A 24273-nucleotide genomic window follows, 5' to 3' on the forward strand; every position below is an offset into this window, starting at 1 on the left:
CACCTTGACAGGTCTAGTCATCCAAGCCTGACCTTTGACGAGTCAAGTCCTGACTCTCCACTTAAATATTCATTTAAATATTTATTTCAATTTTATTTAATTTGCTCAACACCCATTGAACCAAAATACCAATATTTTTTTTATTTAATTAGTAGAGAACTCATCCAAATAATTATAGCTTTTCCGCGTTTATTGAGGAGAAAAATTAATACTTATCTTGCCAGATAATTGTATAAAAAATTAATTTCTATCCGCAAAATTTGGCATCTTTATTAATTCCAAAGACTCTTGCCTCACCCGACCCGCCATCGCAGCTAATTGCAAGCTCATAAAAGCGTTCAAATCTTCCAAATCACACTTGGCTGAGGAAAAAATCTTCTGCATTTCATTTTCCGCTTCCAAACTCAGATATCCAGCGGCAATAGCTTGTTTTACAACTTCACGAACCTGCACGGTAGAAATGTCCCTTACTAAATTTTAACGAATCAAAAGCCAACTAATTACTAACAAGAAGTTTCGGAAGCCGTCTCGCCAAAGATTTCAAACTTTTTTAGCTCGCGAGACTCTTGTTTCACTCCTCCGGACATAGCTGCTAGTTGCAAAGCCATAAAAGCATTTAAGTCTTCCAAGTCATACTGGGTGGTAGTTAACATCCGCCGCAGTTGATTTTCGGCTTCAAGGGTTAGATAGCCTAGAGCCAGAGCTTGCTGGGCGAGGTCGCGAATTAGTACCATAACACTTCGGGATTTTATTGGTTCAAGCCTAAGTATCAACTGTTTTCACAGAATCAGCAGTGACGGCTATTGCTCGATAGGTGTGACATTGTTACGGGCCACTCGTGACAGCCGGAGTCGCAGAGTGTGACTAAGTATTTGCACGGTTGTGACGGCGATCACGCGGGGGATGCCAGAGGATGAGTCGGAGAGTGGGGAGTCGGAGAGTGTCCGGGTGTCTGGGTGGGGGAGTCGGAGAGTGTCCGAGTGGAGGAGTCGGAGAGGAGGAGCATTTTTATTTTTCCCAGGGACTAATGACTGATGACTACTGCCTTCTACCTTCAGAAGACGCTCAACGTCTATAATCAGCAAGTTAAATATTTACTGCAAGACATATGGAAGCACCACATAAAGATTTGCTACAACAAATAGCCCGACTATCGGAAACTTATGCTAATTTGGCCGATCGCCTATCCCAAGCAGCAAAACAACTGCAAGACTCCGGTCTTCCTCCTTCTGACAGCTTGCTGCAAGAAGTAGCCGCCTACAGCCGCAACTTTGCCGCAGTCCAAAAACGAGCTCTCGAACTCAACAAATCCGCGATCGCGCCGGGGGAAATTGCTTCCCTCAAAGACATTCAAAACTTAGTCGAGACTGCAGCAGCTTCCGAAGGTAAAGCAGAAATTCGCGATGCAGCATTGAAAGTGATCGATCGAGTATTGGCGATCGCCCACCGCGAACAAAGCGACTTCGCGCCGTTACAATCAGTTCATGCCAAAGCCCGCGAACTGCAACGCGCGATTTCCGAATCAACCCCAACTCAACTGCATTCTGACGCAGAATCCTTAGTCAGTGGCAAACACCCAGTTTCAGCAGTGCTGGCCCTGGTGGAACAGCAAGACAAATTAGATGACGAACAGTGGGTCATTCTCGAAGAAACAGTCAGCGCCGCTTTTGGCAAACAAATAGCCGTAGCCATTTCCAGAGGCAAATTAACCATTGCTGAGATGGTAAAAGCAGCACCTGCACAAGTCGAACCCGCATTTAAACCAGCGCCAGAACAAAAAATCAGCGCCGAACCTTTGCCAGAAGTGATTGTCATCCCGTCAGGAAATGTGGCACCGAAACAAGTTACAGTTGCGCCACAGATCCAGATTTTGGAATCCCCCCCACCTTCTGCCCCCATGCACGAGGTAATTATTGTTCCCAGCGTGGAAGTACCTAAGTCTCTTCAGACAACCGGTTCCGGAAACATTGTTTTTGGCGCACCCCGGAACCTTCAACAACCGGTGGCAGTAGAGGGCGGTTTGGGAATCAAAGTTTTGGTGCACATTCAGGGAATTGGCGATCGAACTTTCGGCGCTCAAGAATACGCGGGTACAAAAGCTCAAGGGCGGCGTGTCGAAGGATTTGCGATTAAGATCGACCCGCTAATTCCCGGCTTAAATGTCGAGTACATGGCTCACGTCGAAGGTGTTGGCGACACTCCTTGGCTTAGTCAGGGAGAATTGGCAGGTTTTCGGGGTCAAGCGAAACGCATTGAAGGATTTGCAGTGCGATTGAGCGGGCCGCAAGCTGATAAGTACGACGTATTTTATAACGCTCACATTCAGAATATCGGCGACACCTCGGTGTCCTCCAATGGCGAATATTGCGGTACTCGCGGCAAAGCTTTGAGAATAGAGGGTATCAAAGTTTGGATCGCGCCGTCTGCGAGTTCCCAAACAGTGGCGCCTGTGGGTTTAAAAGTGTTGGCGCATATTCAAGGAATTGGCGATCGAACTTTTAGCGATCGAGAATATGCGGGTACTAAAGCTCAAGGCCGTCGCGTCGAAGGATTTCAAATTAAAATAGAGCCTCCCGTTGCCGGTTTAAATTTGCAGTACATGGCTCACGTTGAAGGAGTGGGCGACACTGCTTGGATCTCGGAAGGAGAGTTAGCTGGATTCCGGGGCAAAGCCAAGCGCATTGAGGGATTTGCAGCGCGACTGACAGGGCCACAAGCTGATAAGTATGACGTATTTTATACGGCTCACATTCAGAATGTGGGCGATACTCCTGTTACTGCTAACGGTCAATATTGCGGCACTCGCGGCAAAGGTTTGAGGGTTGAGGGGATGACGGTTTGGGTTGAGCCGAAAGCGTAAGAATAGAGAATGAATGGAAAATTAGCAGTGGCATTTTCCATTCATTTTGTGTTGTTATATTAGGTTTGATTGGTTGGTTTTTGATAATTTGCGGGATAATAGGGGCTGGTTTTACCAAGCATCTACGCCAAAAACTAATAATCCCATAAACCCGCCCCCTCTCTCAACGGTAAACGTCAATGTACATTTTTTCCCTTCGATAAAAGTCAAGGTTGATATAGGTTATTAGTTGTGGGGGGCGGGTTTATGAGATTGTTTGTGTGCGTCAAAGATTATTGGTAAAACCAGCCCCTACAGCATCAAAAACACTTGCACAACTTACGCTAGCAGACACGATATTAATGGTGTAGCACGTGCAACAAGCCTTCTACCACATGACCGATCGCACTTGGAGCAGATTCGCAAGCTGCAGCTTCGGCGGCGCAGTGGCCGGCATGGAGTGCGTTTCCGACAGCCTGACTCCCTCCCTCCACCGCATCGGCACCAAATTGACCGCGATATGTTTCTTTGACCATTTCAGCTTGAATTTTGCTGGTAGTTTCTTCGGGATTCGTTTCCCAATTGCGGATTGTTTGGACAATCTCGAAGCCAGCCCCAATTAACATTCCGAGGACGATCGCAGCAATAAAGTATCCCATAGCTTTCTTTATAGTTTGAGGTTTGCTGTATCTAATCTAGGGTGGCATTTGAAGGCAGACAGGATGAAAACCATTGCTATTGAGTGCGGATTTCCACCTGCTAGAACCGTCGTTATTTGCTAAATTGAGGACTAGAGTTTTCACTCAAACAATGGCAACATGGCATAACTTACCCTTCCAAAGCCGCCAAAAGACACAGCAATAAAGCCTCCGTCCACTCGACTACAGCACCGTAAGTATCGCCCGTGTGGCCGCCCAAACGGTGGTTAAACCAGGCTCCGGCAAAAATTCCGATCGCACTTCCCCCCAAAGCCATCCCCACCGCCAACAGCCACCGATCGCCCTCCAAGACAACTTGCACCACGCTCAAACTCAGCAGCAACAGCACTCCGGGGATAAAATCAAAAGGAGAATAAATCGATTCCTTGTGAAAAGCTCCCTTACCCTCTGCCCGGAGATAGGGATAGCGGGCGATCGCCACCAGTTGGGCCCATCTCCCCCAACCCGCCACACCCATCAAAGCCAGCCACCGATAGTTATTCAAGTCCGACAGAGCGGCAGTTTTCAGCAGCACGATCGCGATCGCAGCCATCGCCCCAAAGGCTCCTGTAACGCTGTCCCGCATGACTTCCAGCCTGCGTACCGGGTCTGGTACAGCCAGCCCGTCCGCCGCGTCCATTGCCCCGTCTAGGTGCAGCCCGCCAGTCACGGCGATGCCCAAGACTACCACCAAGGCCGATCGAGTCAGAGCAGGCATTCCCAACAACTGCAACCCAACATCCCCCAGTCCCAGCATCCCCCCAATCAAAAGCCCGATCGCCGGTGCCAAGCGGGCAATGCCCCGAAACTCCAAAGTCCAAGACACCGGTACCGGCAAACAAGTATAAAAAGCGACTGCGGCTGCGATGGCAGCGCCTTGATTCCGGAAAAAGTCGATCGTAGAGCGAACCCATTTATCATGCACCATAAGATAGAAAATTTTTCATCTGGTATGCAGTTGTCAATCGATTAGCGTGTGCCAGAATTGGACTGTAACACCCTAGTTTTTTGGATCGAGCATTCCTCCTGTCGCCGGCTCTTTTCCCCGGAAAACCTCTGTCGGCAGCGATCCCCAAGCTCCCTATCTAAAATGACTAAACTCAAGATCCGCGTTTCCCTTCCCAAGAATTCTAGCTAACTCCCTGATGTTCAAGACGGGAAAATACTACAACAGAGGCTTTTACTCCATGAGTCACGATCAATTGAATAACAGGGTAGTTGCTCCTTGCATCATCGATACAGGGATTGTCGTCAACAAACGCGATATCAAAAGATTGCTGTTTGATTTAGGACGTGTCCGCTACCTTCACATACAAGATGGCCAGATTTATAGCGAAGGGGAAGGTTATGTGCTCGAAGTCTTCGCCAACCCCCACCGTTCTACCCTGATTGCCAACCATGCGCTTTATTTGAACGTGTATAGTTTTGATTACCTGGAACTGAAACAGTCGCCTGAAGATGGTGCTTATTTTGACCTGATTCAAGATGGACGGCAGTTGCGGTTAATTCCCCTCTCCAATCCTTTGCAAGAGCAATTCGCCCGGAATTTAAATGCTGCGGCATTGGATGCGGTGGTCGATCAGGTACTCTCAGGCAACTGGGATCTACAATTGGACGACGATGATTCCCCGTTTTAATCGTCAGTCAGTCGATTTTAGATTTTAGATTTTAGATTTTAGATTTACTTGCAGCGCCGTGAATCTGGGAGTTAGAACTAAGGTCTAAAATTTTTTGCCCTCCACGACGATTGTCGGAAACTTGTCTCCGTTTTTGGGCGGGGTCATGGTTTTTTTTGTCGCGATGTCATCAACAATAGATTAAATAACACGGACGGCCGAGTAGCGGTTAACGAGCATCGGGGACTAATGACTGACGACAAGGCGAAATTTTCTTTTAAATGCCAGGCTAATTGCAGCCATACCCAAGCGCGTGCAGGGGTTTTTGCTACTCCCCACGGTGTTGTGGAAACGCCTAAATTTATGCCGGTAGGGACACTAGCTAATGTCAAAACTTTGACCCCGGCACATCTTGAGGCGGCGGGTTCTCAAATGGTTTTGGCAAATACTTATCACTTGCACTTGCAGCCGGGGGAAGCAATTGTCGCAGGCGCCGGCGGATTGCATAAATTTATGGCTTGGCCGGGCCCGATGCTGACGGATTCGGGTGGCTTTCAGGTGTTTAGCTTGAGCCAAATGCGGACTATTTCTGAGAATGGGGTGACTTTTCGCTCTCCCCGCGATGGCCGCATGATTAATTTGACACCGGAACGATCGATCGAAATTCAGAATGAGTTGGGCGCTGATGTGATTATGGCCTTTGACGAGTGTCCCCCTTACCCCGCTACGCGGGAGGAGGTGGAGGCGGCGACAAATCGCACTTACCGCTGGCTGCAACGCTGCATGCAAGCTCACTCGCGCCCGGATCAAGCTTTGTTTGGGATCGTCCAGGGGGGCGTTTTCCCCGATTTGCGATCGCGCGCGGCGAACCAGTTGGTAGATTTGGATTTACCAGGCTACGCCATCGGCGGCGTTAGTGTGGGGGAATCGGGGGATTTGATCGCAGAGATTGTGAAGGTGACTGCGCCTCTGTTGCCGGCAAATAAACCGCGTTATTTGATGGGGATTGGGACTTATCGGGAAATGGCGTTGGCGGTGGCGAGTGGCGTAGATATGTTTGACTGCGTGATTCCGACTCGGCTGGCCCGCCACGGAACGGCTTTTGTTCGTGGGGAACGCTGGAATTTGAAAAATGCTCGGTTCCGGGAGGATTTTGCTCCGCTGGATGAGTCTTGCCCTTGTTATACCTGCCAAAAATTCAGTCGGGCTTATTTGGCCCATTTGGCGCGGGCTAATGAAGTGCTGGGGTATACTTTGCTGGCGCTTCACAATGTGACGGAGTTGATTCGCTTTACGGGGAGGATGCGGGAGGCGATTTTGGCGGATAGATTTACTGAAGAGTTTGCCTACTGGCTTGCACCGAGAGTCGATCAATCATGATTGCCGTGGGTAAAGATATGCGACAATTATGAAAATTCTGTTGGATAGGTAGGTTGATTCATGGAAGCTGCATTACTCTTAGCAAAACTGCCCGAAGCTTATTCGATTTTTGAGCCTTTGGTTAATGTTTTGCCGGTCATTCCCGTATTTTTCTTGCTGCTGGCTTTTGTTTGGCAGGCGGCTGTCGGATTTAGATAAGTTTGATTTCATCAAAAGCAGGGGCAATTCACAAATTGCCCCTGCTTTTAGGTATTAAGTTTTGTTTCGTTCTTCTTTCTGGTTTCAGCTACCGCCGATCGCACTTTTGAATGCCGGTCTTTCTGAGATCCGCTTGATGTAATCTACAACAGCCGGATAAGCACTGAGGTCTAGTTTTAGCATCATTGGAATGTAGGCTAAAATTGACCCGACTGCTGCGTCGGCGACGCCGAATTCATCACCCATTAAAAACGGCTGTTTCTCGAAAATTTCATTTAACGGTTTTAACAACTTGGGAGTTTCGCGATCGCGAGTTGCTTCTGTAAATATTCCCGGCCCCAGGGTGGCGTTAGCAAACGTGACCCACTGCACGATTTGAGCTTGCTGCTCCAAAGTGTCTGGCATTTTACCATATTTTTGAGCTAAATACAGCAGAATTGCGCCGGATTCCCAAAGTTTAAAATCTCCGTCGGCGATCGCGGGTACTTTGCCGATCGGGTTAATTTCGAGATACTCTGGCTGCAAGTGTGCCCCTGCTTGCATATCTAGGGTGACGAATTCGTAGGGAACTCCTATTTCTTCTAGATACCACTTGACAATTGAGGCCCGGCTGCGGGCTCCGCCGTAAAGTTTCAGCACGAAATTTTTTATCCTTTAACGCAATATTGCTGTTATAGCATTTTTTGGGAATTGGTAATTGGAGTCACCAGAGACTCTGATGTCAATGTTCGACTGATGACTGATGACTAATGACTACTGACTACTGACTACTGACTAATAACTAATTGCCGATAACTAATGGCACTTCTGTCAAGTGCATAAACAAGATTCTGCTGCCAATGAAAATCAAAATTGCTCCACCCAATATCTCAATTTTATTAGCAAACAAGTTGCCGCACTTGTGTCCGATAAACACCCCTGCAAAGGCTAAAAAGAAAGTAATAAATCCGATCGCAGTAACCGCAGGAGCAATAGAATCTTTCAGAACAGCAAATCCGAGGCCAACTGCGAGAGCATCAATACTCGTCGCCACCGACAGCGTTATCAAAGTTCCCGTATCTAAGGGATTGAACTTTTTCTCGCATTCTTCGCTTTGCAGCGATTCATAAATCATTCTTCCGCCAATGAAACTCAAAAGCCCAAAAGCTATCCAATGGTCGATCGGTGTTATCAAAAAACTAAAACTAAGACCGATGAGCCATCCTATTACGGGCATTAAAGCTTGAAAACCTCCGAAAAATAAGGCGATTTTTAAAGCTTTATTGACCTTCATATGTTTGATTGCTAAACCGCTCGAAACAGCAACAGCAAAAGCATCGGCTGCTAGTCCTAATGAAAGTAAAACGGTAGTCGCTGCATCCATTTTTGTAAAATGTTAGGTGTTATAAATAAAGTATTCCTCTTGACTGTTTTAGTTTACACTAAATTTTAATATAATTGCGTTTTTATCATAATCTATTCATTTTTGACTCACATTTATTTCACAATTGGCGAGGGTTGAAAAAATCAGCGGTTAGCTGTATTCTCTAAAAGATTATTTATCAAGTAGCAGAATTGACTATGCCGCCATCTAGACCCTACCAGCCATTGCTGCTCAGATTACTGCATGGGGTTAACGCTGCGATCGCCCTTTTAGCAATTTTGAGCGCATTTCTGGTTTACAACACCTACGATGGGCGGCTTGGCAAAGTCCCCGTGCCTCAGATTGCAGATATTATCGGGATTCACGGCACTTTTGGCAAGATGTTGCTGTTAGGAATAATGCCAGCTTTTGCATTGTACAGTTTCCACGCAGGTCAAAAACGCTTGGTGCAGCCGGATTCTTTTGGCAAACTAACGCAGTTGGGAAAACCGATTTGGTGGTACAGTTTGCACCGGATTGTGAATACGTTGATGTTGCTGGCACTGACTTGGGCGATCGCTTCTGGCAGTATGGTTAAGGAAGAATGGCTGCCGGCTGGGGAATTGACGCAGGTTTGGTATTATTTACACGCTTCTGGTTGGATGGTATTGGTGTTTTGTCTGGCAATGCACTTGTTGATGAGTGCGAAGGTGGGGGGTTTGCCGCTAATTTTGTCGATGTTTGATGCCGCATATCGCCCGGAAGATTCGCCGGCGGCTTGGTGGAAGAAAATTCGCTCTTTGGTCGATCGCTCTTAATGTGAAAGTGCTTAAAGTGAAAATGCTTAAAGTGAAAATGCTTAAAGTGAAAATGCTTAAAGTGAAAATGCTTAAAGTGAAAATGAACAAAAATATTTTATTAATTGTTGTGGAAGTCTTGGTAATGGGAGGTTTGTTGTTTGCGGTGGTTGCACCTTTATTATTTCCCTAATCCTATCATATCAAGTTTGGTTAAAAAATGATAATCAGGTTTGTAGTGAGGACTTCAGTCCTCCGTTTTATGAGGACTAAATTCCTCGCTACAAACCGACATTAAGCTTTTCGCGGAACTGGCGGGCAAGATTTGCGACGGGTTTCCCTGGCGACAAAATGCGATAGATATCAAAAGATGGGCAATTTTACCCTAAACTCAGCACCGCCCCCAGTTTGAGATTTCATTTGAGGTTTAACCGGAGATTCAACTGTCAGCCTGCCGCCGTGCAATTCTACAATAATTTTATAGCACACCGACAGCTCCAACCCTGTAAAATTTTTAAATGATTTAGTATGGCAAGAATGACCAAATATTTTCTGTTGAATTTCCGGCGGAATTATAGAGCCATTGTGGGCGATCGATACAACAATAAATCTGCCTTTATATTCCTCGACAATATCGGTTTTGATTGTAATAATTTGAGCAGAGTTTTCAATACTTTTAACTGCATCTATAGCATGGCTGATCAGACTCGCGAATACCTGACTCAGTTGACCGGGATAACACAAAATTGGCGGCAGGTTGTGGTACTCCTTGACTACTAATATTTTTGGCTCCAGTCGGTGAGCCAGCAACAGCAAAAGATTATCGATGCTCTCATTAACGTTGGCGTGTTCTTTGTTGGCTTCATCAGGAAGTGAAAAATTTCGCAAAGCCAGGACTATCTGGCGAATGCCATCGGCTCCTATTTTCAAAAAATTGAGGATTTGTGGCAACTCTTGGCTGATAAAATCTAGGTCGCAAGTCTCTATTTTTTTGGCAATTCGCGGCACAGGTTCGGGATATTGTTCGCGATAGAGGCGAATTATACTAAGCAAATCTTTGATATAATCGTTGAGGTGAATCAGGCGACCGTAAATAAAGTTAATCGGGTTATTAAGTTCTTGGGCAACTTCGGCGGCTAGTTGACCCACCATTGTAATTTTTTCACTTTGTAATAACTGCTCTTCGGTGATTCTTAGTTTGGCTAATACTTCTTCCAAAAGTTTGAGTTCTTCTTGAATTTGCCCGTGGAGTTGGGATTGGGAAATTGCGATCGCCAGCGAGTCTGCAATTGCTTCCAAAACTTGCACCTCGTTGGGAGTCGCAAATCGGCGGTTTGCACAGGCGAACAGATATCCAAGCCGATGATTCTCAGTTAGTATGGGTACTGCTGCGTAGTGACTATTTCGGAGTTCGATATGGGTGTGTTCCTCAGACGCTGTGGCATCAGGGACACCGGTTTTATGTAGCAGTATCGTTTCGCAGCGGTGAAGCCGTGCAGCTAAATCTCCAGATGGCCCTCCTGGAACACCAAAGATTCCCAAGCGCGCCGGCAAACTTTCCCGGCAATATTCCCAGCCAAATTCTAACGTATCTTGTCGGGGATCGTACCATGCGAAAATTGCTCGATCGAGCTTCAGTAAAGTACCGAGTTCGTCTACTGTAGTTTGGAGGATGCGATCGAGGTCTAAGCAAGCGCGAATGCGGCCAGTTAAGCGGTGGAGAAGGGCTTCTGTGCGACTGCGAATGCCATTTAGGGCAAACAGCTTGAGCGCCACAATTGCGGAGAAAATAGCTGCGGCGGCAAGTACGCCGGCGGCTACTGCTAGTATCTTGAAAGGAAGGAGTTCTTTTTCGAGATTGTCGCGGGGAATTACGAGGGCGATCGACCATTCAGCTTGTTCTAAAGGAAGATAAGCAACATAAACTCTGGCGTCGTTGATTTGAGTCAGCACAATGCCCGTTTTTTGATAAACCATCTCCCGGGCTACATTTGCCAAATTAGTATCTGCAGATTCTAAAAGACTGGGAGCCGATTTGTCGATATTTCCGATTAATCGAGCGTCGGGATGCACAATCGGCACTCCTTGAGAATTGAGAACAAAAGCGTAAGTTCCTGCCCCATATTCCAGCTTTCCTACTACTTCGGCAATTCGATCCATGCTAATGACGCCGTTCATTACTCCGATCGGCTTTTCGGTTGTTTTATCAATAGAATTTACCGAATTTGACCACACCGGAGCTGAAATGGGAACAATACTTTGTCCTTTGAGCGTGCGAGAACTGGTAGGATCTGAAACATAGACTTCCCCAGCCATTGCCTTTTTGAAGTGTTGGCGATCGCTCACATTAATCAACGCTCTGCCGACTTTTGTGGTGAAATAAGAACCGTGGGGATCAATTAATGCCAAGTGCTGGAATTTTTGTAGTCGATTTACTTCCGATTTTAAATAAGGCTCTGCCACTGACCAATTCATGGAACGAACGGGAGGAGTGTGGGCGAGGATTTCGATCTCAGCCTTTCTAGTGCCGAGCCAGCGATCGATCTTGTTGGCGCGAGCCCTAACTTCTAACAAAGCATTTCGCTCGCTTTTGGTGATAATCAAGCGGCGAACGCTTTGATAGCTGATACAACCCGTGATGCTAGCTGCCAGAATTGTTACCCCCAAAATTAAGAGCGCAGTTTGGTACCCAAGATGGTATTCGCCCTTTAATCCCGCTGGCAATAGTCGAGTTAATTTCCACCACTTTACTCTCGCAAAGCTTCGCATGGTTTGACCAATTTGTGAGATTGAAATCTTTAGCTCACCTACGATCTACTCGCCCGCCCGCTAGTAGTCTTAAACTACGAGCATTTAATAATTGCGGGGATTTTTTAATTTTTTCCCACCGAGCATATCCTATCGTTTCCGGTTGCACGGGAATGATATAAAGGACACGGCAGTGCCGTTTCCCTACCCAGGTTAATTGTAGGGACACGGCAGTGCCGTTTCCTGGCGGTGGGTAATATTAATCCCGATGCTACCCGATTGGATATCACTTTGTTAAACAGGAATAATATTATACCACATTTTTGACCAATTAAAAATTTTTATCAACTACTTAATTATTTTTACAATCGTTAATAATTTATGTTATTGAGGTGATGTGAGCAGTAGACTTTTTAGGTGTAGATGTTGGGTGTGTGTCTTAATTAATAGTCCAGACTGTTTTTAGTTTGTAGTCTGAAACCTGTGATTTTCGGTTGGTATTTCGAGTACGCGATCGCGTTGGAACCCTTATTTTGCGGTTGTAATCAAAAACTGTCCGCTGTATTGCTTAATAACAAAATATTAAAAGTTTTTCGTTTATTATTAATGAAATAAAAAGTTGTTAAATCTTGAATTTATATCTCAACACTCAAAAGTATTTTCGGTGCATCCGCTGGCTGAGGCACTGTTAAATTGCCCCAGTTGCGGGATTTGTTTAAAGAACCTTGTGAGTGTGTTCGTGCTGTTTCACATTGTCTTCAGTGCGAATGACGCGCTCGGAGTTGAGCACCCTTTTGCGTTCTAAGGAATAAGTAAAGTCGTTGCGAACTGTTCCCAAGGGAATGTGAAGTTGAGCTTGGGGGCGGATTTTGTAAGTGCGGGCAGCGGCGATCGCCCGAAAGCCAAATTCTTCGCTAAACTGAGCTGATGTCGGGAATTCTGGCAACATTTTGGGTGTTTCGCCGTCGAGCACTGCTCCCAAAGTCGTCCCGCAAATCATTAAATAAGATGTGGGAATTCCCTTCAAAATTGCTTCCAAAGCTGCTGAGGGAATAGCTTCGATTACTTGCACTTCAAAAACTTCGCCTTCTTCTTTTATGAAGCAGGTAGCTACACCGACTGCTATGTAGTCGTCGGTGCAGAGATCAGGAGCGTTGGGATAAACTGTTGCAGTCGTCATAAGAAAAGCTTGGTAGTGTGGAAACCGGGAACGAGAAATTATATCATTTCCGGTTACACCGGAATGATGTTGACTGTTGACTGTTGACTGTTGACTGTTGACTGTTGACTGTTGACTGTTCACTGTCAACCGTCAACCGTCAACTCGAATTTACTATTCCGATGCTAACGGATTTGATATTAAGCGATTTTAGATTTTAGATTTTAGATTTGAAATTTGAGTTTTCTTCCAGGGGTTTTTCCCGGGATTTTACGTGAAAAATCTCAAACCGTCTGTTCTAAACCTAAAATTTTTTGGTTAAGCTCCAAGGAGCCGATCGCACGAGTGTGTCGATCGTACCACATCAAGGTAGATGCCGGATGATTCGGCAAGGATTCCCCGCCGCCACGACGTTTGCGGGAATATCTTTGACAACAACACTGCCTGCGCCGATCGTGCTATTGTCGCCAATAGTGACTCCTGGACAAATAATACTGCCGCCGCCAATCCAAACATTATTGCCAATATTAATTTCAGCCGCGAGTTCTTGGCCAGAAAGCCTTATTTCCGGGTCTGTGGGGTGAAGAGCGGTGTAAATTTGTACGTTGGGCCCGCACAGTAAATTTTCGCCAATGTTAACTCGATTGCAGTCGAGAATCACGCAACCAAAATTCATGTACAATCCGTTTCCCGCATAAATATTGCTGCCGTAGTCGCAGTAGAAAGGTGGCTCGATTTCAACTTTTGGCCCAACTGCACCGAACCATTCTGCGAGAATTTCTAACCGTTTGTCTGGTTCGTCTTCGCGGGTATAATTGTAAGTTCTGGCGAGGCGGCGAGCTCGTTGGCGCTCTAAAATTAATTGCTCATCAGCAGCTAAATACAATTCGCCGGCGAGCATTTTTTGTTTTTCGGTTTTTTCCATCAGAGTAGGCGGTTGTAACCGCAACTATACAAACTTTCCTCGCTCTTTAACAGACTGAAGAATAATGTAGGGTGCGCTAGGCGCACCTTACCGCTATAATTAGCGCGTCAGATCATTTTTTGATGTTGTAGCAGACATTTAGGGTTCAGGTTTGGACTGCAAACAAGCAGCTAAATCCAGATTGGCTAATTTCTCAAATGCTCGATCGATCGATCCTTTTCCCCGCAAAAAACCAGTATTTGCACCGGGACAAATATACTGTAAAGTTTCCGGCGAAAATCGATCGATAATTGACTTCACGCTGTTAATTTGCCGGGGCCAGTGAAAAGTTTTTGGCGTCCACAGCGGTACTGGGGCGGCTTCTCGGTTGGGGAGCAAGTGCCTACCCGAAAACACCACTCCACCGCTGCCACTATGATAAAGGCAAGAGGAACCAGGAGAATGGCCGGGAGTCCAAAATGCTTTGATTCGATCGCTCACAACAAATTCTCGCTCAAAAACCGTCACCTTCAAACCCGGCAGTAAATAAGCTTCCTGTTCTTGAATCAGGATCTCGCACCCCGTGGCTTCCTGAATCTCCCGCGCCTTGGCGATAGCGCCACGGTGGGTGAGGAACAGCAGTCGCACGCCGCCGTGTTCCCGCAAAAATGTTTGGTTAATCTCATCCCAAGCGGGACAATCCACCAGGATGTTAGTTTGGTTTTCTACAATGAAATAGGCTGTTGCACCCAGGGTATCCCGGTTAGGGGGGAAAGCCAGAATATTGTCGAGCACGGGCCTGGGTTGTTTGGAGACTGAACTCTGTTGTTTCAAGGAAGTATTTCAGAAGGGAATGGGATAAATATTATGTTCTTTTTACTATGGTTGTTCGTATTGGGGCTGATCTCGTACTACTTGTTGCAAAACGGCACCAGCCGCATCACTAGGACTCCGATATGGCTGCTGTGGCTGGTAATGATGGCGCCCGCGCTGATTTGGGGTGGTTGGATTTTAGTTTACGGCACGAGCAAAACTGTACCGCCGGAGTTGGTAATTATACCTTTTCTGGTTTGCCCTTTTTTGTATTGGTTTTTGGTACAGTTGGGGCGCAAGAAAATTACCGCCGAAACTGCTGAGCAGATAGCAAACTCTGCGACTGAACCTGCAAAGCCAAAACCGCCCGTGCGCCCGATCGATGCAGCGGAAGAAGCGAGTTTGCGCGATTGTTTTCCTTGGTCAATTTACTTTTTGCGAGATTTGGAATTTCGGCCACAGGCTGTAATTTGTCGCGGACAGTTGCGTACCAACCCGGAGGCGGCTTATCAGGCAATTCGGGAGAATGTGGAGAGGCTTTTTGGCGATCGCTTTTTAGTAGTATTTCAAAACAGCTTGAGCGGTCAACCTTTTTTTGCTATAGTTCCCAATCCCAGCCACCAATCAGGGGAAACTCCTGTCAAAACCGAATCTGTAACCAGGCCATTTTTTGCATTAGCTTTGCTGCTGATCACGGTGTTTACGACTACCCTTGTCGGGACGCGACTTGCCGGAGTTACTGAACAAGCTTTGCAGTCTAACCCATCAATGTTGCTGCAGGGTTTGGCTTACTCGCTGGCTCTAATTACAATTTTAGCAATTCACGAATCCGGCCACTATTTAGCTGCCCAATTCTACAAAATTCGCACGACTTTGCCTTATTTTATCCCGATTCCTTTTTTCTTAGGAACTTTTGGGGCTTTCATTCAAATACGGAGTCCAATTCCCAACCGCCGAGCTTTATTTGATGTTAGCATTGCCGGCCCCCTGGCGGGTTTAGTGGCGACAGTGCCCTTATTAATTTGGGGTTTGAATCATTCGACTATTGTACCGCTGTCTGACAAGTCGGGAATGTTAAACTTTGACTCTTTCAAACCCAGTTTTTCGCTGCTGATGACTTTGTTGAGCAAGTTAACCTTGGGTGGCGCTTTGAATGCGGAAACTGCGATCGATTTGCATCCGGTAGCGGTGGCGGGTTATTTGGGTTTGATCGTGACGGCGTTTAATTTGATGCCGGTGGGACAACTCGACGGCGGGCACATTGTACACGCGATGTTCGGCCAGCGAGCGAGTATGGCGATCGGGCAAGTTGCTAGACTTTGTATGCTGCTGCTTTCTTTTTTGGAACAGGGTTTGCTGCTGTGGGCGATTATTTTGTTTTTCACACCGCTAAACGACGAACCGGCGTTGAATGATGTCAGTGAATTGGATAATCGGCGGGATTTTTTGGGGCTAATGGCGATCGGGCTTTTGTTAATGATTTTGTTGCCCGCGCCCAGGGTACTCCTTGAGTGGTTAAATGTTTAGCAGGAAGAAGGAAGTTCGGCAACGGATTCTGTAACGGATTTAACTAACAGATCGATGTCGAAGTTCGAGGGAATAGAGAGGAAGAAAGAAAAGAGAGGTTGACAAAATCCTGCAAGGGTTGCTATACAAGCGAGTTTAGAATTTATCCACTCGCTTTCTATCTCGAAGTAATCTTTATTTTCACCGACTGATTAGAGAAATATGTCTTACAAATCCTTTACTTTCCAACAATTAGAAGAGCGATTTGGATTGGAGCTATCACTCAGTCCTATCTTGAGTGCCAAGGTGTTTCCTGTAGAACCATCCGAATGGCTTTGGAGAGCAATCGAAATTAGTTCTAACACTGCTGTTACAACTGTAAAAGAACGTTCGGAACGGATTGTTTCTCCTATTCTGTTAGAATTTAGAGAAAGGAACAACAGACAATTTTCTATTTTTTCTGGTTGGTCATTTGATGTAGATGCTGAGCTGGGATTGAATGGGGAATGCGACTTTCTATTGTCTTCCGTGCCGTTTGATTTTGAAATAAAAGTTCCGGTTTTTGCCTTGAGAGAAACTAAAGGCGGAGAAATAGAGTCTTGTTTGCCACAGTGTGCAGCACAAATGGTAGCTGCTCAGCTATTTAACGAACGCGAACACAATTCCATACCTGCAATATATGGCTGCGTAACTACTGGCGTTGTCTGGCGGTTTCTTAAATTAGAAGAAAATAATTTGATTATTGATCTTGATGTTTATTGTCTTGATAATGTTCCTATGATTTTAGGTGTTTTGCAAACAATAATTAATTTATACCAATAATTTAATGAAGATAATAAAATAGTTTGCTATGGGGTATTTCAGTGTTCACTAGAACCTTAATTAGAGTTTTAACTAGATGCGAGAGCGAAAATTTTTAACCGAAAATCCAATAATCTAGCTCTAGAAATGATCGCAATTACTCCCGAACAAATAGCGCTAATTCCGCTCTATCGCGAGAGGTGGCGACAAATTGGACTTTCGATAGAACCAGTCGATCGCCCGCAAGCGACAGCGGCCATCAACACCGCCTACAACATCATCGGCTGTCCTGAACCGAAAATTATTTTCTGTGACAGCCCTTACATAGCTTTGGAAGCAATTGAACCGCTAAGGATACGCGATTCGGGCCTGGGAACTGCCAGCGAAATCCGAAACAAAATTCATAATGAATTGTACGATATATTAAGAAGTCAACTCGGCAGGGAATTAGAAAATAAGATTTACAGCCAACTCTATAATCCGCTGTACGCTCAACTAATGAATCAACTGCACCTTCATGTTAAAGACGAAGTTTACGTCAAATTAGCACGTAAGTTGGGCGGGAGATTTCAGAGATTCCTGATCGATCAGGCTTATCATAATAACAGCATAGTTTCCGAACTGTCAGCCTGTCACGGAAGTTGGGTGGATTTTTGTATTGGCGTGTTAAATTTGGAGTACGATCGCCCTTTATACTCAGCCTTTAAATCTTTAGTGGAAAACTGCGGCTGGATTTACCCGTTTGAGAGAATGTGCTTTGTGTGCGATCACCCGATACAACTTCATTTTGATAGCGAATATTTGCTCCACGCTTTATGTCAACCAGCGGTTGAATTTGCTGACAAGTTCAGTGTATACTCTTATCGTGGCGTCCGACTGCCGGAAAGAATCGGTCAAGTTCCGCCCCAATCTTGGCAAGCTTCATGGCTGTTCACAGAACATAATGCCGAAGTGCGGCGAGTTGTGATTCAGGCGATCGGCTATCCGAGAATTTGTCAAGAATTGCAAGCAACTGAATTGGATAGTTGGCAAGAATATACTTTGTTGAAAATTGAGAATAATATTGACATAGAGCCAATTTATTTGTTAAAGATGACTTGTCCGAGTACGGGGCACCTTCATGTTTTGCGAGTGCCGCCAAAAGTGGGCTCGGCTAAAGAAGCGATTAGCTGGGTAAATTGGGGAATAGATCCCGAAGAATTTCAAGTCCAGACTTGAGGGAAACTTTAGAGTTTTGAGTGCGCGAGTTTACAGTTAAAGAATTACAGCGCCACAAAAGTAGCGTTCTGCACAAGTCCAGAACAATTAAAAAATGTAGAATTGCAGCCACCGCTTGATACTATGTACTCTGGCAGCTAAAACCCACAACTTCAAATCGACATGAGCCAGCATTCAGACCGCATTGCCCCTCACGGCGGCATCCTGGTCAACCGCATTGCCACACTAGACCAAAGACAAGAATTTTTCGATAAAGCAGAAGTCTTGCCGCGAGTCCAGCTTTCGGATCGATCGATCTCCGACCTGCAAATGATCGCCATCGGCGCCCTGAGTCCCCTCAAAGGGTTCATGAACGAAGCTGATTATAGATCGGTCGTTAAACAAATGCGCCTCTCCAACGGCCTTCCGTGGTCGGTTCCCATCACCCTCTCGGTAACAGAAGAAGTCGCCGCCCCCCTGAAAACAGGAACTTTAGTGCGCCTCGACACGCCGTCGGGCAAATTTGTCGGGCTCTTGGAACTTGCAGAAAAATATCACTACAGTAAAGAAGAAGAAGCCCTCAACGTCTACCGCACCGACGACCTCAAACACCCGGGCGTCCAGGTAGTAGACAAATCAGGCCCCGTTAACCTCGCAGGCGACATTTGGCTGCTGGAACGCGGACTAGATCCCCGGTTTCCCCAATACCAAATTGACCCGGCGAAATCGAGAATGCTGTTCACTGAAAAAGGATGGAAAACCATAGTCGGTTTCCAAACCCGAAACCCCATCCACCGGGCACACGAATACATTCAAAAATGCGCCTTAGAAACAGTAGACGGCTTGTTTCTGCACCCGCTAGTCGGGACGACTAAGGATGACGACATCGCCGCTGACGTGCGGATGCGCTGCTACGAAATTCTGCTAGAAAAATACTATCCAAAAGATCGCGTAATTTTGGCAATTAATCCGGCGGCGATGCGCTACGCCGGGCCGCGAGAAGCAATTTTTCATGCTTTAATCCGCAAAAACTACGGCTGCACTCACTTTATCGTGGGGCGCGATCACGCTGGAGTTGGCGATTATTACGGCACTTACGATGCCCAATATATTTTTGACGAATTTGAGCCGGGAGAATTGGGAATTGTGCCGATGAAATTCGAGCACGCTTTCTATTGCACACTGACGGAACAAATGGCTACAACTAAAACAAGCCCAAGCACTCCCGAACAACGGGTGCATTTGTCGGGAACCAAAGTTCGGGAAATGCTGCGCGCTGGAAAATTGCCGCCGCCGCAGTTTTCCCGGCCGGAAGTCGCCGCAGAATTAGCCAAAGCCATGAATATTTTCAATTACGAGATTTAAATCTTGATCTTGGGTGTGGGCGACATTCTGAATAGTTTTGAATTTTGAGTTTTGAGTTTTAAATGGGAAATTTTAAACTTAAAGCTCAAAACTTAAAACTTAAAAATTATCTTAATACTAAACACTCACAACTTAATTAAATTCCCTAAAATTATTGAGGGGAATTTAACTGAAAATTCAAAACTTAAAATTCAAAGCTATTTAAAAATGGGACTCAAGCGGCGGGAATTTTTGCAGCAAGCTGGCCGGGTGCTGGCCGCCATCGGCATCAGCGAGGCCCTGTGGCTGCCGTTGGGCGATCGCTACCTCCAAGCCTTAGCGCAACCGACAGCCAGGAAATTGGCTTTGTTGGTGGGCGTTGACAAATATCCAGACTCGCCCCTGCACGGCTGCGTCACGGATGTGGAACTGCAGCGGGAACTACTGATACATCGGTTTGGGTTTGTGCCGTCGGACATTTTGACTTTGACTGACGCTCAAGCTACGAGGGAGAATATCGAGACGGCTTTTATCACTCACTTGACTCAACAAGCAAAACCCGGTGACGTGGTAGTTTTTCACTTTAGTGGCTGCGGTAGCCGAGTCAGTTTGGGCGAGTCTCCCGGAAAAATCCAAAACAGTTTGGTGCCGGCGGATGATGTTTTGCCGCTGTTAGCAAACCGGGCGGTGAACGATATTTTAGAGGAAACGCTGTTGCTGTTGATGCGATCGCTCGCGACAGAAAATGCGATCGCCATCCTCGACACCAGCTACCACTATCGGGGTTTCCCCACCAACGGCAACTTTCGCATTCGCTCCCGCCCCCGCCCCACCATCGGCGAGCCTCGCCTCGCAGAATTAACGTTCGCCGAAGGCCTCCGAACCCGCAAAAATCTTCGTCCTGCGGCCACCGTACTTGCCGCCGGTGCGGATTCCCAACTCGCCGCCGAACAAGAGTGGAACGGATTTACCGCAGGTTTGTTTACCTACGCCCTCACCCAAACTTTGTGGTGGGCAACTCCCGCTAGCAGCTTCAGCGTCAATTTCAGTCGCGCTGCAGGTACTGTCGAGCAAATCGCGGGGTTATCGCAGCAACCGCAAATTCTCAATCACGATTTAACAACCGCGGCGGCGGTAAATTTTTCAAATTTAATCTTCAATTCCCCTGCATCTGACGGCGCTGTGACGGCGGTGGAAGAGGGGGGCAAAACTGTGCAGTTGTGGCTGGGCGGTTTGTCGCCCTCGGTTTTGGAGTGCTCCGGGGGTTCTGTGTTTGCTGTGGATTCCTCCGAGGGCGCGAGGCTTTTGCTGCGGGGACGCACGGGCCTCTCTGCTAAAGCCCAAGTTTTAGACGGGTTCGATCGAACAAACGGCGAATTAACTGTCGGCGAACTCGTGAGGGAAGAAATTCGGGTATTGCCGCGAAACATCGGTTTGACAGTAGCTTTGGACTCAGGTTTGGAACGCATCGAGCGCGTGGACGCTACCAGCGCCTTTGCGACTGTGCCGCAAGTTTCGGCGGTAGGCAGCGAGCAATTGGCTGACTGTCGGTTCGGCAGAGTCCCGGAAACAACTTTAGCCGAAACAGTCTCGCCTCACGAGCCTGCTTTGTCTCAAAGCCGTTACGGTTTGTTTTCTTTGGCTCAAATGCTGATTCCCGATACTGAGGGCGATGGGGGAGAAGCAGTCAAGGTGGCGGTGCAGCGCTTGACTCCGCAGTTGAAAGCGCTGCTGGCTGGGAAGTTGCTGCGGCTGACAGCCAATGAGGGATCTTCACGCCTGAAGGTGCGAGCAGTGCTGGCAACTACTGCACCCCAAGCGCGGGCCGTGGCGCAGCGAGAGCCGGTGCGGGCAGGCGGTGATTATCGGCTGGAACCGCTGAGCGGGGAAAGTGAGAAATCCGCCAGCGCTCATATACTAAGTTTAACAGAAGGCAGTCGAGTTCGGTACAGATTGTATAACGACAGCGATCGCCCGGTTTACTTTGCGGTGTTTGGCTCGGACAGCGCGGGACGGCTGTCTGTGCTCGGCGCTGAGGGCAAAGAGGCTGTGGGTGGAATGTCGCGGGCGATCGCTCCGGGAGAGAATTTGACCGTGCCGGCGGCTGGGACGAGCGGGTGGCCGGTATCTGCGCCGATCGGACTTGCGGAAATTGTGATTATATTTAGTGAGAATAGCTTCGATCGAACTCTGGCTGCAATAGAAGCCGAAATGCAGCAAACGAGGGATGCGCTGCCAATTCGAGTGTTGTTGAATCCTTTAAATGTGGCGCGGGCTGTACTCGAAGATTTGCACGCGGCTAGCATTCCGGGGGTACAGAAAGTGGGGATATCGACGGATGATTTGGCTTTGGATGTGAATGTTTGGGCAACTCTGAGTTTTGTTTATCGGGTAGTTTAAGTGAAAAATGGGGACTGGGGAATGTTTTCTATAACCTATAATCTGAATCTATCCCAGTACGAAATCGATATTCACTTCCAAATCAGGAAAGGCGAGCGACGCAACTTGTTGACCCCGCCACAACTTTTGGATTAAACTGTAACCATTAGGAGTTGGCTGGCGGTAAACTTCTAAACATTGTGCCTCTATATCTACTAGCCAGACTTCTTGAATGAGCGATTGAGCGTAAATAAGAACTTTCACATCTCGATCGTAATCAACCGTGCTATCGGATACTTCTATCAACAGCAAAACTTCTGACGGTAATGGATGTGCAGTTGAATAGTAATCAGCCCTGGGTTTCAGCAATACTATATCAGGTTGAGGTTCGGTGCGATCGCTCAACTGGATGGGGTTTTGCACATCCAGAAAAGCCCGGTTACTGGGAATTTCGCTGAACAGTCCGATGAATCGTCTCACACAGGAAGCATGACGAGTTCCAATTGCTGCCATTTGGATCAGTTCTCCTTCTATCAGTTCTACCCGATCGCCCTCGGAAAGAATACCAGCTTTGCCCATTAAATGATATTCTTCTACGGTCAACAACCTTTTGAGTAATTGCACTGCCATAACCCACCGCGCTGCTAATTGTTATTTCAATTGTAGTCAATCTGCCAAATGAAAAGTTATGGTCATGAGTAGTTGGTAATGTCAACCGTCAACCGTCAACCGTCATACCAATTTTTTATGAGGCTGCATAGAATCCGATCACCCTAGCGCCCCCCTTAATAAGGGGAGTAGGGGGTGGGACAAGATTCCGATCAAAGTCCCCCAACAACCAGGGGGATTTAGGGGGATCGAGATATGTGCAACTTCACATTAAATTGGTATCAACTGTCAACTGTCAACTGTCAACTGTCAACTGACTGATAAAGCTTTTCTACCATTTGAGCCAACCGTTTCATAGCAGTTTCAATCTCATCATTTGTTGCAGTTAAACTAATGCGTAAACACTCATGTTTGTGCTGCCAATCTTCCCGCAAACCGGGGAAGAAGGAACTTCCTGGCACCACAATTACGCCGACTTTTTTCAACTCTTGGTACAGTTCCCAATCAGTGATTGGCAAATCTTTCAGCCATAACCATGCGAAAATTGCTCCTTCGCCCCGGTGCAAAAACCACGGCAAATCCTTCGGCATTGCTTGTTCTAGAGTGCTTTCTACGATCGCAAATTTGCCTTGATAGTACGGCCGAATTACGTTGATGGAGATGTCGGCAAGAGCGCCGGATGTAATCGCACGAGTTGCGATCGCCTGTCCGTATCTCGGCGAATGAATGCACATATTGGTCTGAAAACATTCTAATACTTGAATGAGTTTTTCATCGCCGATCGCAATTCCGATTCTTTCACCCGGCAATCCGGCTTTCGACAAACTCATACAGTGCACGATATTGCCGCCAAAAATCGGCGTCATTTCGGTAAAATTCAAGGACGGGAAGGGAGGGCCGTAGGCGGAATCCACGAACACCGGCGCGTCAAAAGCGGCCGCTAAATCGGCAATTTTCTTCACTTCCTCGTCGCTGAGAACGTTGCCGGTGGGGTTGCAGGGACGGGAAAAAATGACGCAGCCGGTGGTTTGGTCGATCGACAATTGGCTGAAATCCGGGCGGTATTTGAACCTGTGGGCGGCGGCATCAATATCGAGGGTGGGTTTGCAAGCGACTACCGCTTCGGGAATCAAGCTAACGCCGCCGTAACCGGTGTAGTCTGGGCTCAGCGGTAAAACAATATTTTTAAGCTGTTTGCTGGTAGTGTAGCCGCCGAAAGCGTTGGCTGCGTAGAAGTAAATTGATTGACTTCCGGGAGTAATTAGAATATTGCGATCGGTCAAATTCAGTCCGTAACGCTGATTAAAATCCGCCAAAACCGCATTGATTAAGGGCTGATAACCTTGACTGGAACCGTAGCGACAAACCACCTCGCCGTATTCCGGGCTCGCCAAAAGTTCCGCAGTGCAGTCGCGCCACAACTGCTCGACTTCCGGTAAAATCACCGGATTTCCGGCGCTCAAATTGATAAACTCCTGCCCGCTGCCGGCTCTAAGAGTTTCAATAATATCTTTCATAATTGCCCGAACTCCCGTGAGGTGGGACATCTGAGCGCCAAATTGAGTCAGGGCAGGGTTCATAGCAAATGCAGCGACAATGATAAAAGTTTACAGTTTACCCATAATAACTCCAGTCGCAGGCGTTAGCCTAGCTGATCTGGGGCATGGGTTGTCGATCGAGCATCTGATGAATTCAATAAACTCGATCGCACAGTGTTTTGTTTCTTCCCCTGTGCGCGCGCCGGAGTATAAGATTGTGGCCATTTGTGGAGTTCGATCGAACAGTGTTTTTTACCTAAAAATTAGCGAACCGAACAGCCATCTCTAATTCAAGAGTTGTGGTAAATTTCACGCCGTCGCGCCCGATGAATTGCCGATCCTTGACAACAACCATTGGAAACATCTAAAATTAGTCGTAAAACCCGATCGCAACAGAATTTTATG

22 protein-coding genes are annotated in these 24273 nt (G+C 47.0%); 10 read left to right on the plus strand and 12 right to left on the minus strand.

What is annotated here, in order from left to right; genetic code table 11:
- Positions 1-240 precede the first annotated feature (240 nt).
- Both QUA03_RS00275 and QUA03_RS00280 read right to left on the minus strand, forming a co-directional pair.
- The gene (locus QUA03_RS00275; RefSeq protein WP_333085419.1) at positions 241-453 is read right to left on the minus strand and encodes a hypothetical protein; all 213 of its coding nucleotides are present in this window, start codon (positions 451-453) and stop codon (positions 241-243) included.
- A 50-nt stretch (positions 454-503) separates the two neighbouring features.
- Positions 504-734 carry a hypothetical protein gene (locus QUA03_RS00280; protein ID WP_242723336.1) on the minus strand — a complete coding sequence of 77 codons (231 nt, stop codon included), beginning with the start codon at positions 732-734 and terminating at the stop codon, positions 504-506.
- Positions 735-1108: 374 nt separating this feature from the next.
- Here QUA03_RS00280 and QUA03_RS00285 point away from each other — a divergent pair, with 374 nt between their 5' ends.
- Positions 1109-2860, plus strand: coding sequence for a hypothetical protein (locus QUA03_RS00285; protein WP_333208755.1), 1752 nt, complete (start codon positions 1109-1111; stop codon positions 2858-2860).
- A 338-nt stretch (positions 2861-3198) separates the two neighbouring features.
- On the opposite strand, the gene QUA03_RS00290 is transcribed toward QUA03_RS00285, so the two are convergent.
- The gene (locus QUA03_RS00290) at positions 3199-3498 is read right to left on the minus strand and encodes a hypothetical protein (RefSeq protein WP_333208757.1); all 300 of its coding nucleotides are present in this window, start codon (positions 3496-3498) and stop codon (positions 3199-3201) included.
- Between the two features lie 169 nt (positions 3499-3667).
- The gene (gene cobS, locus QUA03_RS00295; RefSeq protein ID WP_190732248.1) at positions 3668-4465 is read right to left on the minus strand and encodes an adenosylcobinamide-GDP ribazoletransferase; all 798 of its coding nucleotides are present in this window, start codon (positions 4463-4465) and stop codon (positions 3668-3670) included.
- A gap of 259 nt (positions 4466-4724) precedes the next feature.
- Here cobS and QUA03_RS00300 point away from each other — a divergent pair, with 259 nt between their 5' ends.
- The 3 genes from QUA03_RS00300 (at position 4725) to QUA03_RS00310 (ending at position 6731) form a co-directional block, all read left to right on the plus strand.
- Positions 4725-5174, plus strand: a complete 450-nt coding sequence (locus QUA03_RS00300) for a hypothetical protein (RefSeq protein WP_333085519.1) — start codon at positions 4725-4727, stop codon at positions 5172-5174.
- Between the two features lie 228 nt (positions 5175-5402).
- The gene (gene tgt, locus QUA03_RS00305; RefSeq protein WP_333208758.1) at positions 5403-6533 is read left to right on the plus strand and encodes a tRNA guanosine(34) transglycosylase Tgt; all 1131 of its coding nucleotides are present in this window, start codon (positions 5403-5405) and stop codon (positions 6531-6533) included.
- Positions 6534-6593: 60 nt separating this feature from the next.
- On the plus strand, positions 6594-6731 hold the full coding sequence (locus tag QUA03_RS00310) for a photosystem II reaction center protein K (RefSeq protein ID WP_006634808.1): 138 nt from the start codon (positions 6594-6596) through the stop codon (positions 6729-6731).
- A gap of 84 nt (positions 6732-6815) precedes the next feature.
- On the opposite strand, the gene QUA03_RS00315 is transcribed toward QUA03_RS00310, so the two are convergent.
- Both QUA03_RS00315 and QUA03_RS00320 read right to left on the minus strand, forming a co-directional pair.
- Positions 6816-7370, minus strand: a complete 555-nt coding sequence (locus QUA03_RS00315) for a glutathione S-transferase family protein (RefSeq protein ID WP_333208760.1) — start codon at positions 7368-7370, stop codon at positions 6816-6818.
- Between the two features lie 142 nt (positions 7371-7512).
- Positions 7513-8094 carry a manganese efflux pump MntP family protein gene (locus QUA03_RS00320; RefSeq protein ID WP_333208762.1) on the minus strand — a complete coding sequence of 194 codons (582 nt, stop codon included), beginning with the start codon at positions 8092-8094 and terminating at the stop codon, positions 7513-7515.
- 197 nt (positions 8095-8291) lie between these two features.
- Here QUA03_RS00320 and QUA03_RS00325 point away from each other — a divergent pair, with 197 nt between their 5' ends.
- Complete coding sequence (locus QUA03_RS00325; RefSeq protein ID WP_333208763.1) at positions 8292-8891, plus strand: cytochrome b/b6 domain-containing protein; 600 nt, start codon at positions 8292-8294, stop codon at positions 8889-8891.
- Positions 8892-9233: 342 nt separating this feature from the next.
- On the opposite strand, the gene QUA03_RS00330 is transcribed toward QUA03_RS00325, so the two are convergent.
- The 4 genes from QUA03_RS00330 to QUA03_RS00345 all read right to left on the minus strand — a co-directional run bounded on the left by QUA03_RS00330 (position 9234) and on the right by QUA03_RS00345 (position 14515).
- Positions 9234-11639 (minus strand): cache domain-containing protein, encoded by a 2406-nt coding sequence (locus QUA03_RS00330; protein WP_333208765.1) that lies wholly within the window; start codon positions 11637-11639, stop codon positions 9234-9236.
- A 694-nt stretch (positions 11640-12333) separates the two neighbouring features.
- Entirely contained in the window at positions 12334-12798 is a 465-nt protein-coding gene (locus QUA03_RS00335) for a hypothetical protein (protein ID WP_333036242.1), read from the minus strand.
- Positions 12799-13141: 343 nt separating this feature from the next.
- Entirely contained in the window at positions 13142-13702 is a 561-nt protein-coding gene (locus tag QUA03_RS00340; protein WP_333208767.1) for a sugar O-acetyltransferase, read from the minus strand.
- Between the two features lie 138 nt (positions 13703-13840).
- Positions 13841-14515 carry an MBL fold metallo-hydrolase gene (locus QUA03_RS00345; protein WP_333208769.1) on the minus strand — a complete coding sequence of 225 codons (675 nt, stop codon included), beginning with the start codon at positions 14513-14515 and terminating at the stop codon, positions 13841-13843.
- A 33-nt stretch (positions 14516-14548) separates the two neighbouring features.
- On the opposite strand from QUA03_RS00345, the gene QUA03_RS00350 reads away from it, so the two are divergent.
- The 5 genes from QUA03_RS00350 to QUA03_RS00370 all read left to right on the plus strand — a co-directional run bounded on the left by QUA03_RS00350 (position 14549) and on the right by QUA03_RS00370 (position 21742).
- Positions 14549-16021: a site-2 protease family protein gene (locus tag QUA03_RS00350; protein WP_333208770.1), complete on the plus strand. Its 1473-nt coding sequence runs from the start codon at positions 14549-14551 to the stop codon at positions 16019-16021.
- A 201-nt stretch (positions 16022-16222) separates the two neighbouring features.
- Entirely contained in the window at positions 16223-16822 is a 600-nt protein-coding gene (locus QUA03_RS00355; RefSeq protein WP_333208772.1) for a hypothetical protein, read from the plus strand.
- 126 nt (positions 16823-16948) lie between these two features.
- Complete coding sequence (locus tag QUA03_RS00360) at positions 16949-18019, plus strand: DUF6745 domain-containing protein (protein WP_333208773.1); 1071 nt, start codon at positions 16949-16951, stop codon at positions 18017-18019.
- 162 nt (positions 18020-18181) lie between these two features.
- On the plus strand, positions 18182-19363 hold the full coding sequence (sat, locus tag QUA03_RS00365) for a sulfate adenylyltransferase (RefSeq protein ID WP_333208774.1): 1182 nt from the start codon (positions 18182-18184) through the stop codon (positions 19361-19363).
- 207 nt (positions 19364-19570) lie between these two features.
- Positions 19571-21742 carry a caspase family protein gene (locus QUA03_RS00370; protein ID WP_333208776.1) on the plus strand — a complete coding sequence of 724 codons (2172 nt, stop codon included), beginning with the start codon at positions 19571-19573 and terminating at the stop codon, positions 21740-21742.
- 48 nt (positions 21743-21790) lie between these two features.
- On the opposite strand, the gene QUA03_RS00375 is transcribed toward QUA03_RS00370, so the two are convergent.
- The gene (locus QUA03_RS00375; RefSeq protein ID WP_333208778.1) at positions 21791-22351 is read right to left on the minus strand and encodes a Uma2 family endonuclease; all 561 of its coding nucleotides are present in this window, start codon (positions 22349-22351) and stop codon (positions 21791-21793) included.
- Positions 22352-22632: 281 nt separating this feature from the next.
- Positions 22633-23910, minus strand: a complete 1278-nt coding sequence (locus QUA03_RS00380) for a valine--pyruvate transaminase (RefSeq protein ID WP_333208780.1) — start codon at positions 23908-23910, stop codon at positions 22633-22635.
- Positions 23911-24273 lie beyond the last annotated feature (363 nt).

The sequence above is a fragment of the Microcoleus sp. S36b_A4 genome (assembly GCF_036700645.1).
In the GTDB taxonomy this organism is placed as follows: domain Bacteria; phylum Cyanobacteriota; class Cyanobacteriia; order Cyanobacteriales; family Microcoleaceae; genus Microcoleus.